Source organism: Microbacterium sp. NPDC019599 (genome assembly GCF_040632175.1).
Taxonomy (GTDB): Bacteria; Actinomycetota; Actinomycetes; order Actinomycetales; family Microbacteriaceae; genus Microbacterium.
The window spans coordinates 36,549-50,853 of the sequence record NZ_JBEYBL010000006.1 but is presented as its reverse complement, the minus strand read 5'-3'; the positions used below and the strand labels follow the sequence as shown (position 1 = coordinate 50,853).

Here is a 14,305-nt window from a genome sequence, read left to right as displayed (position 1 = left end):
TCCCCGTGCGTCACGCGCCCCAGCGGAGTCCGGGAGTGCTGACGGGAGCATCCCACAGTCGCAGCAGCTCGTCATCCGCCTTGACGACCGTCAGGGATGCCCCTGCCATGTCGAGGCTCGTGATGTAGTCGCCGACCAGGTTCCGGGCGATCGAGACGCCTGCCGCCTCGAGGAGCGGCGCGACCTCTCCGTACAGGAGGTAGAGCTCGATGAGGGGCGTGCCGCCGAGACCGTTGAGCATGACGATGGCCGGCCCCGAAGCGTCGTAGTCGTGGACGATCGGGTCGACGAGCATCTTCGCGATCTCGTGCGCCGACGCGAGCGGCACGCGATGACGGCCGGGCTCGCCGTGGATGCCGACGCCGACCTCCATCTCGTCCTCCGGCAGGTCGAACGTCGGCTTGCCCGCCGTGGGAACGGTGCCGCTCGTGAGGGCGACGCCCATCGAACGGCCGGCCGTGTTCACGCGCTCCGCGAGTGCGCGGACCGCCTCCAGGTCGTACCCGTCCTCGGCGGCCGCACCCACGACCTTCTCCAGGATGACGGTCGTGCCGACGCCTCGGCGGCCCGCGGTCCAGGTGGAGTCCTCCACCGCGACGTCGTCGTTCACGACGATCGAGGCGACGCGCACGCCCTCCGCGGCGGCGAGCTCGGCCGCCATCTCGAAGTTGAGCACGTCGCCGGTGTAGTTCTTGACGATGAGGAGGACGCCGGCTCCACTGTCGACGGCCTTGGTCGCCGCGAGCATCTGGTCGGGGGTCGGCGACGTGAAGACCTCGCCGGCGCACGCGGCGTCCAACATCCCGATTCCCACGAAGCCGCCGTGCAGGGGCTCGTGTCCGGATCCGCCGCCGGATACGAGGGCGACCTTGCCCGCGCGCGTCGGCTCGGAGCGGTAGATCACCCGGTTGTCGTGGTCGACGCGGAGGTCGGGGTGGGCAGCGGCGACGCCGCGGAGAGCCTCGGCCAGGACGTGGGCGGGGTCGTTGATGAACTTCTTCATTGCGGCTCGCTCTTCTCGGATCAGGCGGCGATGCCTCCGAGGATCCCGCGTGCGCCGAGGAGCGGCAAGCCTCCGCTTGCTGCGGCCCACCCGCTGTCACTCGACGGCGGCCGCACCCCGGCCGTTAGGCTTTCCGGGTGCGGCGCGTCCTGATCCTCGGCTCAACCGGCTCCATCGGAACCCAGGCGCTCGACGTCATCCGGGCCAATCCCCGGAAGTTCGAGCTCGTGGGCCTCGCGGCCGGCTCCAACCGCGAGCTCGTCGCGGCGCAGGCCGACGAGTTCGACGTCGAGTACACGGCGTTCGGGGCGGACGAGGCGGAGCAGCTCGTCCGCGACGTCGAGGCGGATGTCGTGCTCAACGGCATCACGGGCTCGGTTGGCCTCGGCCCGACGCTCGCGGCGCTCGAATGCGGCCGCACGCTCGCGCTCGCGAACAAGGAGTCCCTCATCGTGGGCGGGACGCTCGTGACGTCGCGCGCCAAGCCGGGCCAGATCGTGCCCGTCGACTCGGAGCACTCCGCGATCGCGCAGGCGCTCCGGTCGGGTGAGGACGAAGAGGTGCGCCGGCTCGTGCTGACAGCATCCGGCGGCCCCTTCCGCGGACGCGACCGCGCGTCGCTCGCGGACGTCACCCCCGCCGAGGCCCTCGCGCACCCCACGTGGGACATGGGGCGGGTCGTCACGACCAACTCCGCGACCCTCGTCAACAAGGGCCTCGAGGTCATCGAGGCGCACCTGCTGTTCGACGTGCCCTTCGACCGCATCGACGTCGTCGTGCATCCGCAGTCGATCGTGCACTCGATGGTCGAGTTCGTGGACGGCTCGACGATCGCGCAGGCCTCGCCGCCCGACATGCGGCTGCCGATCTCGCTCGGACTGGACTGGCCCAGCCGCGTGGCCGGCGTGGGGCGGCCGCTGGACTGGACGAAAGCGTCGTCGTGGGACTTCGAGCCGCTGGACGACGAGGCGTTCCCGGCGGTGCGGCTCGCCAAGCGGGTCGGGCGCGCCGGCGGGACGTATCCCGCCGTCTTCAACGCCGCGAACGAGCAGGCGGTCGACGCATTCCACGAGGGTGCGCTGCCGTTCCTCGGCATCGTCGAGACGATCGAGCGGGTCGTCGAGGCGCACGAGGCGCCCGCGTCGCTCTCGCGGGAATCGCTCGCGGCCGCGGAGGCGTGGGCCCGGAAGACCGCCGACCGCGTGATCGCCGCGCGTCAGTAGGTCGTGAGGCCGTGGGCGCGGAACTGTCCGCGCACGCGATCGACGAGCTCGACGCCGGGTGCGGGGGTGTCGTCGAGCTCGTACGTCCGCCCGATCGCCTCCCACTTCGAGCGCCCCATCTGGTGGAACGGCAGCACCTCGACACGGGCCACGGCGCCGGGGCGGATCGCTTCGAGGAACGCGGCGTAGCGCGCGACGGCCTCGACGTTCGCGACGTCGTCGGTGAGGCCCGGGACGAGCACGAAGCGGATCCACAGGGCGGGGCCGTCGGCGCGGCGCGCGACGCGCTCGCCGAAGGCGAGGGTGGGCTCGAGTTCACGGCCCGTGACCCGCTGGTAGGTCTCGCGGTCGCCGGACTTGACGTCCAGCAGCACGAGGTCGGTATCGTCGAGCATCGCGTCGGACGCGTTCGCACCGAGGTAGCCCGACGTGTCGAGGGCCGTGTGGATGCCGAGCTCCTTCGCGCCGCGGAGGATCCGGGCCGCGAACGCGGGCTGCATGAGCACTTCGCCGCCCGACAGGGTCAGGCCGCCGCCCGTCGCGGCGAAGACGCCGCGGTAGCGCGCGACGCGCGCGAGGATCTCGTCCGCCGAGACGGGCTTGCCGTCCTTCATGGCGAGCGTGTCGGGGTTGTGGCAGTAGAGGCACCGCAGCGGGCACCCGCTCAGGAACACCGTGAGGCGGGTGCCGGGGCCGTCGACGGCCGTCACGAGCTCCCACGAGTGGACCGAGCCGAGGCGCCCCTCCCGCATTGCGGCGAGGCGCTCGGCGCGCTCCACGTCGGCGACCGCGAGGCCGTCGAGGCCGGCATCCGCCCGGACGGTCCCGGCGGCGGTCGGCGCCTCGAGGCGCGTCGCGTCCGCCGGGAGCGGCGAGGGGATCAGGATGGCGGCCATGATCGGGCTCAGACGGCGCCGTGGAAGGTGCGCGAGAGGACGTCGAGCTGCTGCTCGCGCGTCAGGCGCACGAAGTTGACGGCGTAGCCCGACACGCGGATCGTCAGCTGCGGGTAGTTCTCCGGGTGCTCCATGGCGTCCAGGAGCGTCTCGCGGTTGAGGACGTTGACGTTCATGTGGTACCCGTCCGACCCGACGTACGCGTCGAGCAGACCCGCGAGGTTCGCGATGCGCTCCTCCTGGGTGCGGCCGAGGCCCGCCGGCACGACGGTGTTGGTGAGCGAGATGCCGTCCTGCGCCTGGTCGTACGGCAGCTTCGCGACGGAGAGGGCGGATGCCAGCATCCCGTGCGTGTCTCGTCCGTTCATCGGGTTGGCGCCCGGCGCGAAGGGCTCGCCCGCGCGGCGGCCGTCGGGTGTGTTGCCCGTCGCCTTGCCGTACACGACGTTCGACGTGATCGTCAGGACCGACTGGGTCGGCAGCGCGTCGCGGTACATCGGGTGCGTGCGGATCTTCGCCATGAAGCGCTCGACGAGGTCGACGGCGATGGCGTCGGCACGGTCGTCGTCGTTGCCGAAGACGGGGAAGGCGCCCTCGGTGACGTAGTCGACGACGATGCCGCGCTCGTCGCGGACCGGGGTCACGGTGGCGTACTTGATCGCGGAGAGCGAGTCGGCGGCGACGGAGAGGCCGGCGATGCCGCAGGCCATCGTCCGGAGGACCTCCTTGTCGTGGAGGGCCATCTCCAGGCGCTCGTACGCGTACTTGTCGTGCGACCAGTGGATGCAGTTGAGGGCCTCGACGTACGTCGCGGCGAGCCAGTCCATCGTGCGGTCGAAGCGGGCCATGACGTCCTCGAACTCGAGCGGGCCGTCGCCGACGGGCTGCTCGGCCGGTGAGACCTGCTTGCCGCTGACCTCGTCGCGTCCGCCGTTGACGGCGTACAGGAGGGTCTTGGCGAGGTTGACGCGGGCGCCGAAGAACTGCATCTGCTTGCCGACGCGCATGGGCGAGACGCAGCACGCGATGGCCGCGTCGTCACCCCACGAGCCGCGGATGAGCTCGTCCGACTCGTACTGCACGGCCGACGTGTCGATCGAGACGCGGGCGCAGTAGTCCTTGAAGCCCTTCGGGAGCTCGGGGCTCCAGAACACCGTCATGTTCGGCTCCGGTGCCGGACCCAGGTTGTAGAGCGTCTGCAGGTAGCGGAACGAGTTCTTCGTGACCAGGGGCCGGCCGTCCTCGCCCATGCCGGCGATCGACTCGGTGACCCAGGTGGGGTCGCCGGAGAAGAGGGCGTCGTATTCGGGCGTGCGGAGGAAGCGCACGATGCGCAGCTTGATGACGAAGTCGTCGATGATCTCCTGCGCCTCGGATTCGGTCAGGATGCCGGCGGCGAGGTCGCGCTCGATGAAGACGTCGAGGAAGGTCGACGTGCGGCCGAGCGACATCGCCGCGCCGTTCTGCTCCTTCACGGCGCCGAGGTAGGCGAAGTACAGCCACTGCACGGCCTCCTTGGCGGTGCGGGCGGGCTGCGAGATGTCGAAGCCGTACGAGGCCGCCATCTCCTTGAGCTCGGCGAGCGCGCGCAGCTGCTCGGCATGCTCCTCGCGCTGTCGGACGACCTCTTCGCCGAAGGGCGCCGTGTCGAGCGTCAGCTTGTCGAGCTTCTTCGCCTGGATGAGCGCGTCGACGCCGTAGAGGGCGACGCGGCGGTAGTCGCCGATGATCCGGCCGCGGCCATAGGCGTCGGGCAGGCCCGTGATGATGTGCGAGCTGCGGGCGGCGCGGACCGAGGGCGGGTAGACGTCGAAGACGCCTTCGTTGTGGGTCTTGCGGTGTGCGTAGATCCGCTTGACGTCCTCGTCGACCTCGTAGCCGTAGGTGTCCAGGGCGCCCTCGACCATGCGCCAGCCGCCGTTGGGCATGATGGCGCGCTTGAGGGGCGCGTCGGTCTGGAGGCCCACGATGACCTCGTCGTCGCGCGAGATGTATCCGGGAGCGTGGGATGTGATGGCCGCGGGCGTGTGCGGGTCGACGTCGTAGACGCCCTTCTCGCGCTCCTCCGGGAACATGCCGGAGAGGATCGTCCAGATGCGCGTCGTCCGCTCGGTCGGGCCCGCGAGGAACGCGTCGTCGCCGGTGTACGGCGTGTAGTTGCGCTGGATGAAGTCGCGCACGTCGACGCTGTCCTGCCAGGGTCCGGCGGCGAATCCCTCCCAGGCGGCGGGGAGGACGTCAGCGCCCTCGTTGGTGCGGGTGCCGGTGGGGCTGACGATGCTCATGGTGTGCTTCCTTCCTGGTCGAGCAGGTCGCGCCGAGAGCCTCAGGGAAGTGCGCGGTGCGGCCTTGGAAAGAGGGTATCGCCTGTGGTCAGACCACATGGCGAAGTTGCACGCAAAGCACAATCGCCCGGCCGCAGCGGGCCGGGCGATTGTGGTCAGACCACAAAGGATCGGTTGTCAGCGCCACTCGCGCGACGGATCGGAGAGCGGCGTCTCGTCGTCGGGGTACGGCACGGGCCAGTGCGGCTCGGGCACGGGCCAGCCCGCCGCCGCGAGGCCGCGACGAGAGAGCTCGCGCGCCGAGTACGGAGTGCGCACGCCGCGGATGTCGCGGTAGTCCTGGTGCCCCGGGCCCGCCCACAGGATCGCGTCGCCGTCGCCCACGAGGGCGATCGCCTCGAGGATCGCGCGCTCGGGCGGCGAGAACTCGTGGATCTCGGCATCCGGTCGGGCGCGGCGCGCCCCCTCGATGAGGGTCGCGCGGATCGATTCGGGGTCTTCGAAGCGGGGGTGGTGGTCGGTGATGACGAGGATGTCGCTCCCCTCGACCGCCGTGCGTCCCATGTCGTGGCGCTTCGTCGCGTCGCGGTCGCCGTCGGCGCCGACGAGCATGACGACGGTGCCGGGAGTGACGCGGCGGACGGCGGCGAGCGTCTTCTCGAAGGCGTCGGGCGAGTGGCCGAAGTCCACGTAGACGGCTGGTCCGCTGTCGCCCGAGACGAGCTGCGTGCGACCCGGGAGGTACGCGTCGATGCGGCCGCCGTCGAGGGCGGCGACGAGGGCCTCCCACGAGTAGCCGCCCTCGAGGATCATGACGATCGCGAGGCCCGCGTTCGCGGCCATGTGCCGGCCGATGACGGGCACGACCGTCGTGAGCGACCGGCCGTCCTTCGACGCGAGCGTGAACGTCGTGCCGTTCGGGCGCTCGTCGAGGATCTCGACGGTCCAGTCGGCGGAGGCCGCGGCATCCGGATCCGCCGCGATGGCGGGCGTGCCCACAGTGACGTACGGGACCTCGGAGCGCTCGACCACTTCGAGGCCCGGCGTCGAGTCGAGCGAGATGACGGCCCGTCGCGAGCGGTCGGAACGGAACAGGGGGAGCTTCGCCTCGAAGTACTCGCGCATGTCCGCGTAGTCGTCGAGGTGGTCGTGGCTGAGGTTCGTGAAGCCCGCGACGTCGAAGAGGAGGCCGTCGACGCGGTGGCGGCTCAGAGCCTGCGCGCTGACCTCGACGGCGACGGCCTCGACGCCGCGCTCGCGCATGAGGGCGAGGAGCGCGTGGAACTCGGATGCCTCGGGGGTCGTGAGGCGCGACACGATGACCTCGCCCGCGATGTGCCGCTCCGCGGTCGAGGAGAGGCCCGTCACGACGCCGAGCTGGCCGAGGATCCCCTCGAGGAGGTGCGAGACGCTCGTCTTGCCGTTCGTGCCGGTCGTGCCGAACAGGAGCGGCAGGTCGTCGCCCGGGGCCGTCCCGTACACCCACGCGGACAGGTCGCCGAGGAGGCCGCGGGGGTCGTCCACGACGACGATCGGCAGCCCGGCGCTCTCGGCGAGGTCGGCGCCGTCGGCATCCGTCACGATCGCGACAGCGCCCTTCTCTGCGGCGATATGCGCGAACTCCGCGCCGTGACGGTTCGTGCCGCGGATCGCGACGAACGCCTCGCCGGGGCGCAGGTCCGCCGTGGCGAGAGTGATGCCGCTGAGCGCGACGCCGTCTACGTCGCCGCGGACATCGCGGGCGAATCGCGCGGCGAGATCGGCGAGCGGGCGGACGGGCGGGTGCTCCGGCCGGAGCACCGGGGGGAGGTTGGAGGGAGCGTCAGGCATGGCGCATCAATCCTCTCATCGACGCCCGGGTTCAGCAGGCCGCCCCCTCCGTCCGTCTCCGTCGAACGCCGGACGGCGGCTTGTTCGTCTCCGTCGAACGCGCTCTGCGCCGGGATTCCGCCGGCGTTCGACGGAGACGAACTCGAGGGGCCTTGGTGTCAGGCCTTGCGGCGGAGGCGGGCCAGCACGACGACGAGCGTCGCGACGGCGACGGCGAGGGCGCCGCCGGCGAGCCAGCGCGCGACCGGGTCGGCTGTCGGGGCCGGGGCGGCGGCGTCGTCGTGGGCGTCCGCCGCGGCGTCGGAGGCGGCATCGTGAGCGCCGTCGTCTGCGGCGCCGGCGCTCGAGCCGTGGCCGTGCGCGTCGGCCGCGACCTCGCCCACGGCCACGACCGGCGCGGGGGCCTCGAGGCTCTCGGGGTCTTCGCCGTCCGCCGCGACCTCGACCCACGCGGTCTCGCCCTCGACGCACTCCTGCGTCACGGGGAAGGCCGCAGTGGTGCCGGCCGCGCCTTCCGAGAAGGTCACGACGAGCTCGACCGAGGCCTGGACGCCCGACTCTATGGGGGTGTCGCTCGTGAAGGTCACCCGCGTGGGCTGCTCGTCCTCGCCGAGCTCGCGTGCGATCGTCCAGCCGCCCTGCGCGACCGGCGTCGTCGCCGCGACGGCGTCGGGGATGTCGATGACGACGGCCGATGTGGGCGAGCCGTCGCAGCCGTGCGAGAACGTGAAGGCGAGCGTCTGGCTCGCCCCCGCCGGCGCGGTCTCGGGGGAGACATGGACGTGGGCCGACGCCGCGAGTGGGGCGGCGACCGCGAGGGCGAGGCCCGCGACTCCGCCTCCCGCGAGGAGGGCGAGGCGGCGGGCGGGACGGGTGGTCGTGCTGTTCATGAGGTCTGTCTCTCTGTCTGCGCGCGCGAAGGCGGCGCCGATCGCGCGCGAAAGGGTCGGCTGACGATCCGCAGCAGGCGGGCGGTCGCCGGATGATCCGGATGCGGCGCTCAGCGCGCCGCAGCGGTGACCGGCGGGCCCCTCCCCGACAGATCCGAGACGAAGGACGACGGGCGGATGCTGCGCCCGGCGTCGGCGACGGGCTCAGGCAGGCCCGGGAACGAGCCCCGCGGCACGGCGAAGCGCAGTGCGATGAGGCTGAGGATCGCGTGGGCGAGGGCGGACAGCATCCGCTCGCCGCGGTGGAGCGCGGCGACCGCGACGACCGCCGCCCCGAGGTGCGCCGCGAGCATGAGCGGATCCACCGCGCCGGTCGACGCCGATGCGTCCAGGACGATGACCTCATGGTGCGCGTGCCCGAGGGCCGAGGCGGGGCGGGCGCCCGCTGTGACCGCGAAGGCCATGTGGAAGACCACCTGACTCGCCGCGACTATCAGCACGAGCCGCCACAGCGCGAGCCGGCGGCCCGCGAGGGCGACGCCGACCGGCGCGGCGAGCAGGATGACGGCCGCCACGAGGAGGGGCGCGGGAGCGCCGCCGCCGGCCAGCGTGTGCGCCGTCGCGGCGAGGACCGTCGTGACCGCCGTCGCCGTCACGCCCCGCAGAGCGCGCAGCTGCCGCGCCGTGTGGCGGGTGCTCGACCCCTCGTCGGGGGCGGGGGGAACGGCGGGCGGCATGGCGTCATCCATCCTCGCACCGGCCGGCCGGAGTACACGGCCAAATCAAAGGGATGCGCGGGTACCGTTGCCCTGTGACCGCCATCGCTTTCGTCATCGGCGTCGTCGTGCTCGTCGTCGGCCTCGCCGTGTCGATCGCGTTGCACGAGCTCGGCCACCTCTGGCCCGCCAAGCGGTTCGGCGTGCGCGTCGGCCAGTACATGATCGGGTTCGGACCCACGGTGTGGTCGCGCCGCAAGGGCGAGACGGAGTACGGCTTCAAGGCCATTCCGCTCGGCGGCTACATCTCGATGGCGGGCATGTACCCGCCGTCGCCCAAGGAGCGCGCCGCCGCCGCGGCGGGCGCCTCGACGGGGCGTGACGGGCGTGCCGGGGGCGGCTTCTTCGCGACGATGGTGCAGGACGCGCGCGCCGCGAACGACCAGACGCTGCAGGGCGAGGACGACGAGCGCGTCTTCTACAAGCTGCCGATCTGGAAGCGCATCGTGGTCATGCTGGGCGGCCCGTCCATGAACCTGCTGTTCGCGATCGTGCTCTTCACGATCATCTTCAGCGGCATCGGCGTGCAGACCGCGACGACGACCGTCGCGGGGCTCTCGGAATGCGTCCCGGCCACGCTCAGTTCGCAGTGCTCAGCAGAGGATCCCGCGCCGCCTGCCGCGCAGGCAGGCATCGAGCCCGGCGACGTGATCCTGTCCGTCGACGGCACCGAGGTCGCGACGTTCGCCGAGGCATCCGCCATCATCCGGGGGTCGCCCGGTCAGCCGCTGACCCTCGTCGTCGAGCGCGACGGCTCGCAGCAGACGATCATCGTGACCCCTGCGGCAGTTCTGGCGGCGCCGGCCGACGACCCGGCCGAGGAGCCCGCGACCCTCGGGTTCGTCGGCATCCGACCCGAGGTCGAGTACGTGCGCCAGCCGGTCTGGTCCGGTGCGCAGGCGGCCGTCGAGAATGTCGGCGCCGTCGCCGGGATCATCTGGCAGCTTCCGGTCAAGGTCTACGACGCCGCGGTCTCGCTCGTCACGGGCGAGGAGCGCGATCCCAACGGACCGCTCAGCGTCGTCGGCGCGGGCATCCTCGCGGGCGAGGTCGCCACGATCGATGCGCCGATCCTCAACCGCGTGTCGGCGATGCTGGGCCTTCTCGCCTCCCTCAACATCGCGCTCTTCGTGTTCAACCTCATCCCGCTCCTCCCGCTCGACGGCGGACACGTCGCCGTCGCGCTGTGGGAGGGGATCAAGCGCGTGTGGGCGCGGATCTTCAAGCTCCCGCCGCCGAAGCCCGTCGACGCGACGAAGCTCGTCCCCGTGACGTTCGTCGTGGTCATCGGGCTCGCCGTGATGGGCGGGGTCCTGATCCTCGCCGACATCTTCAATCCCATCTCGATCCTGGGTCCCTGACGGATTTCACGTCGTGTGTCGAAATCGGGGTTGTCCGTTCGCTGTGCAGGTGAAACGGTTCCCCTGACGAAAGGACCACGACCGTGAAGTACGTCATCATGTTCACCTCGACGCCCGAGCTGGATGCGGCCGTGCCGCCGGAGCGCGCGCAGGAGGTCTACGGCCGCATCTACCAGTGGTTCCAGACGAACTCCGAGCAGATCACCGACGGCGGTGCCGAGCTGCACCCGGTGTCGACCGCGACGACCGTCAAGCACGGCGCGGACGGGCCGGTCGTCGTGGACGGCCCCTTCTCGGAGGCGAAGGAGGTCGTCGGCGGCTTCAGCGTCATCGACATGCCCGACCTCGACGCCGCCATCGCGCTCGTGAAGACCTGGCCCTCGCTCGAGCTGCCCGGCGTCGCGATCGAGATCCGCCCGATGGTCGACGACTACAGCCAGTTCGAGCAGTGACTCCGGATGCCGCGGCCCCGCGCGACGAGCGCGACGGGGCCGCGGCATCCCCTCCGTCCGACGCGGCGCTCGCGCGGGTCGTCCGCGAGGAGTCCGGCCGCATCGTCGCGGCGCTGACCGGATCGCTGCGCAGCCTCGACCTCGCCGAGGAGTCCGTCGCGGAGGCGATCGAGGAGGCGCTGCGCGAGTGGCGGGGCCGCGGCATCCCGCCGAATCCCGGCGCGTGGCTCACGCAGGCCGCGCGGCACAACGCGCTGGACCGCCTCCGACGCGAGAAGCGGTACCGCGAGAAGCTCGCGTCGATCGCCCCGGAGCCTCCGCCGCCGACGGCCGGCGACGCGGACGAGCGTCTTCCGCTGCTGTTCGGATGCTGTCACCCCGCGCTGTCGCCCGACGCGCAGCTCGCCCTCACTCTGCGGGCGGTGTGCGGGCTCACGACGGCGCAGATCGCGCGCGCGACCCTCGCGCCGGAGCCGACCGTCGCTCAGCGCATCGTGCGCGCGAAGCGCAAGATCGGCGCGGCCGGCATCCCGATCCGCATCCCCGAGCCCGAGGATCGCGCCGAGCGCCTCGACATCGTGCTGACTGTCGTCTCGGTCATGTACAGCGAGGCGCACCTCGTCGCCGGCGGTGACGCCGCCGCCGACCGCGACCTCGCCGACGACGCGGTGTGGCTCGCCGGCGTCGTCTCTGCGGCGCTCCCGCGCGAGGCCGAGGCTCACGGCCTGCGCGCCCTCCTCCTCTTCCACCGGGCGCGCGAGAACGCCCGCGCCGTCGACGGAGAGCTCGTCCTGCTCGGCGACCAGGACCGGACGAGATGGGATGCCGCGCTCCTCGCCGACGCGCGGCGCTCGCTCGAGCGCGCGGCCATGCTGCGGCGGCCGGGTCGATGGCAGCTGCACGCGGCGATCGCGGCGTGCCACGCGGATGCTGCGACGTCGGCCGAGACGGACTGGCTGCAGGTGCTGACGCTCTACGACATGCTCCTCGCGTACGACCGCTCGCCCGTCGTGCTGCTCAATCGCGCGGTCGCGCTCGCGGAGGTCGACGGTCCCGCGGCGGCGCTCGCCGAGGTGGACGCCCTCGAGCCCGCCCTGTCGGGCTACCACTTGTGGCACGCCGTGCGCGCGCACCTCCTGCGGTGGCTGGGCCGCGACTCGGACGCGACGGAGGCAGACCTGCGCGCTCTCGAGCTGACCGCGAACGCCGCCGAGCGCCGGCTCATCGAGGCCCGCCTCGCCCGCTGAGCCTGGCCGCGCAGGTACGGTCCCCGAGCTCGTCGAGGGACGAAGCCCGCACCGACGAGAATCCGGGCTCGGGTTCGACGCATCGACAGGCTCGGCGACCGTTCCATAGCTCGTCGAGGGGTCGAAGCCTGGACCCACGGGGTGCCCGGCTTCAGCATTCTTCGCGCCGCAATGTCGCAGATCACCACTTCGCCGCACGGGCCCGCGGCATGTCGGCGTTGCAGTGCGGTTATCTGCGACGTTGCGGCGGCCGGAAGGTCCGGTCCCGACGACGACGGGTCAGGCCACGACGGGCGAGAGGGCCTGGGCGACGAGGCGCTCGAGGGTCGGCATCCCGTCTCTCGACAGGATCGACTCGAGGTGCCCCTGCACCGACGCGAAGCCCGGCCCGCGGAGGGCATAGACGTCGCCCGACTCGTCGGCGGAGACCTCGGCATCGCCGACGACGGTCGTCCCCGGCTCGACGCGGGCCGTGAAGGTGTTGTAGAAGCCGATCGACGCCGGCGTGCCGAAGACGTCGACGGACTTCTGCAGCCCCTGGTGCGGGCGGTCGAGCGGCGCGAGGTCGATCCCCAGCGAATCCGCGAGGATCTGGTGGCTGAGGCACACTGCGAGGAGCGCCCTGCCCGACTCGCGGCGACGCCGCACGATGTCGCGCATGCGACGGATGCGGGGGCTCGAGGTGTCGCGCGGGTCGCCCGGTCCCGGGCCGCACACGACGAGCTCGGCCGCGTCGAGCTGCTCGTCCGTGACGGCGCTCCACGGCGCGATCTCGACATGGAGGCCGAGGTGGCGCAGCTGGTGGGCGAGCATCGTCGTGAAGCGGTCCTCGACGTCGACGACGATCGCCGACCGGCCCGCGAACGGACCCGAGCCGTCGGCATCCTGCGGGTTCAGCCAGAATGCCGCGAGCCGGCTGTTGCGCGACCGGAGCAGCGACGCGATCGCGGGGTCGTCGGCGAGACGCCGCGGCTCGGCCGCGGGGGCGTCCTCGTCGATCCCGGATGGCACGGCGGCCGAGTCGCGCGGGATCGCCCCGATCGCGCCGAGCACGCCTGCGGCCTTGCCGTGCGTCTCGCCGACCTCCCCGTACGGATCGGAGTGACGGACGAGCGTCGCACCGACCGGCACACGCAGCCGCCCGTCGACGAGGTACGCCGTGCGGATGAGGATCGGCGCGTCGAGGTCGTGCGTCGGCTCCTCGCCGGAGGCGACAGCATCCGCCGACGAGCGCGGCGTGAACAGCGCGGCGACTCCGGAGTAGTACCCGCGCGGCGTCTTCTCATGGCGCGTGATGACGGTGCAGGCATTCTGCATGGGCGAGCCGGTGACGGTGGGCGCGAACATCGTCTCGCGGAGGATGTCGCGGGGATCGAGGCGGCTGCGGCCGCGCAGGACGTACTCGGTGTGCGTCAGGCGCGACATCTCCTTGAGGTGCGGACCCGTGATGCGACCGCCGTCGGAGCAGACGGCGCTCATCATCTTGAGCTCCTCGTCGACGACCATGAAGAGCTCCTCGGTCTCCTTCGTCGACTCGAGGAACTCGCTCAGCGTCTCGGCCGTCGCGCCTCCTGCGGGGTGGCGGAACGTGCCCGAGATGGGGTTCATCGTCACGACGCCCTCCTGCGCGCTCACGTGCGCCTCGGGGCTCGCGCCGACGGCGATGTGGCCGGGCGTGACGATCGCGAAGGTCCAGTAGGCGCCGCGCTCGTACTCCAGCAGCGCGCGGAACCACGTCAGGGCGGCGGTCCGCGCGTCGGCGTCGACCGACGCGGTGAAGTCGCGTCGGATGACGAAGTTGGCGCCCTCGCCGCGTCCGATCTCGTCGGCGATGACGCGGCGCACGATCTCGGCGTACTCCTCGTCCGGGATGTCGAAGCCCGCGTCGCGGAGGGGGATCGGCGCCGACGGCAGCTCGGCGAGCGCGTCGGCGCGCGTGAACGTCTCGCGGCGGTCGACGATGAGGCAGCGCAGCGGCGCGTGGTCGTCGTGGCACTCGAAGCCGCGCTCGACGACCTGGCGGAAGGGCACGAGCGCGAGCACCTCGCGCGCGACACCCTGGGAGTCGAGCAGCGGGATGTCGGCGAGGCGCGCGACATCGACGACCTCGCCCGTCAGCAGCTCGACGGTCCCGGGGTCGCGTGCGATGAGCGCGAATGACTCCGCGCCGGCCAGCGCCGAGGTGAGGGGTGAGGGGCTCGGAGTCATCGCCGGCCTTTCATCGGGTCAGGCGGTCGCACCAACAGAAAGACCGCCCGGGGGCGGTCTGTGGTCTGGGAACGCGAACACACCGCCGTCAGTCGGCGGGCCACCACGTGGTGAGGTTCGCGAGCATGCGGTCA

Annotated in this window: 11 protein-coding genes; 4 read left to right on the top strand and 7 right to left on the bottom strand. The window is 72.0% G+C overall.

Going from position 1 to position 14,305, the window contains the following annotated elements; translation table 11 throughout:
- Nucleotides 1-10 precede the first annotated feature (10 nt).
- Nucleotides 11-1,003, bottom strand: coding sequence for a dihydroxyacetone kinase subunit DhaK (gene dhaK / locus ABZ477_RS11890; RefSeq protein WP_360132851.1), 993 nt, complete (start codon nucleotides 1,001-1,003; stop codon nucleotides 11-13).
- Between the two features lie 137 nt (nucleotides 1,004-1,140).
- Here dhaK and dxr point away from each other — a divergent pair, with 137 nt between their 5' ends.
- Complete coding sequence (gene dxr / locus ABZ477_RS11885; protein WP_360132848.1) at nucleotides 1,141-2,226, top strand: 1-deoxy-D-xylulose-5-phosphate reductoisomerase; 1,086 nt, start codon at nucleotides 1,141-1,143, stop codon at nucleotides 2,224-2,226.
- Here dxr and pflA read toward each other — a convergent pair.
- From pflA to ABZ477_RS11860, 5 genes are all read right to left on the bottom strand, one after another.
- Nucleotides 2,220-3,122 (bottom strand): pyruvate formate-lyase-activating protein, encoded by a 903-nt coding sequence (gene pflA, locus ABZ477_RS11880; RefSeq protein WP_360132845.1) that lies wholly within the window; start codon nucleotides 3,120-3,122, stop codon nucleotides 2,220-2,222. The two genes, dxr and pflA, sit on opposite strands and share 7 nt — an antisense overlap.
- 8 nt (nucleotides 3,123-3,130) lie before the next feature.
- Complete coding sequence (pflB, locus tag ABZ477_RS11875) at nucleotides 3,131-5,407, bottom strand: formate C-acetyltransferase (protein ID WP_360132842.1); 2,277 nt, start codon at nucleotides 5,405-5,407, stop codon at nucleotides 3,131-3,133.
- Nucleotides 5,408-5,584: 177 nt separating this feature from the next.
- Nucleotides 5,585-7,237, bottom strand: coding sequence for a UDP-N-acetylmuramoyl-L-alanyl-D-glutamate--2,6-diaminopimelate ligase (locus ABZ477_RS11870; protein ID WP_360132839.1), 1,653 nt, complete (start codon nucleotides 7,235-7,237; stop codon nucleotides 5,585-5,587).
- Nucleotides 7,238-7,395: 158 nt separating this feature from the next.
- The gene (locus ABZ477_RS11865; protein ID WP_360132836.1) at nucleotides 7,396-8,127 is read right to left on the bottom strand and encodes a DUF1775 domain-containing protein; all 732 of its coding nucleotides are present in this window, start codon (nucleotides 8,125-8,127) and stop codon (nucleotides 7,396-7,398) included.
- A 110-nt stretch (nucleotides 8,128-8,237) separates the two neighbouring features.
- On the bottom strand, nucleotides 8,238-8,864 hold the full coding sequence (locus tag ABZ477_RS11860; RefSeq protein ID WP_360132833.1) for a hypothetical protein: 627 nt from the start codon (nucleotides 8,862-8,864) through the stop codon (nucleotides 8,238-8,240).
- Nucleotides 8,865-8,938: 74 nt separating this feature from the next.
- Here ABZ477_RS11860 and ABZ477_RS11855 point away from each other — a divergent pair, with 74 nt between their 5' ends.
- The 3 genes from ABZ477_RS11855 to ABZ477_RS11845 all read left to right on the top strand — a co-directional run bounded on the left by ABZ477_RS11855 (nucleotide 8,939) and on the right by ABZ477_RS11845 (nucleotide 11,963).
- Nucleotides 8,939-10,264, top strand: coding sequence for a M50 family metallopeptidase (locus ABZ477_RS11855; protein WP_360132830.1), 1,326 nt, complete (start codon nucleotides 8,939-8,941; stop codon nucleotides 10,262-10,264).
- An 83-nt stretch (nucleotides 10,265-10,347) separates the two neighbouring features.
- Nucleotides 10,348-10,716 (top strand): YciI family protein, encoded by a 369-nt coding sequence (locus tag ABZ477_RS11850; RefSeq protein ID WP_360132827.1) that lies wholly within the window; start codon nucleotides 10,348-10,350, stop codon nucleotides 10,714-10,716.
- Entirely contained in the window at nucleotides 10,713-11,963 is a 1,251-nt protein-coding gene (locus ABZ477_RS11845; RefSeq protein ID WP_360132824.1) for a DUF6596 domain-containing protein, read from the top strand. Before ABZ477_RS11850 ends, ABZ477_RS11845 begins: the two co-directional genes overlap by 4 nt.
- Nucleotides 11,964-12,242: 279 nt before the next feature.
- On the opposite strand, the gene ABZ477_RS11840 is transcribed toward ABZ477_RS11845, so the two are convergent.
- On the bottom strand, nucleotides 12,243-14,171 hold the full coding sequence (locus ABZ477_RS11840) for a chorismate-binding protein (RefSeq protein ID WP_360132821.1): 1,929 nt from the start codon (nucleotides 14,169-14,171) through the stop codon (nucleotides 12,243-12,245).
- Nucleotides 14,172-14,305: the final 134 nt, after the last annotated feature.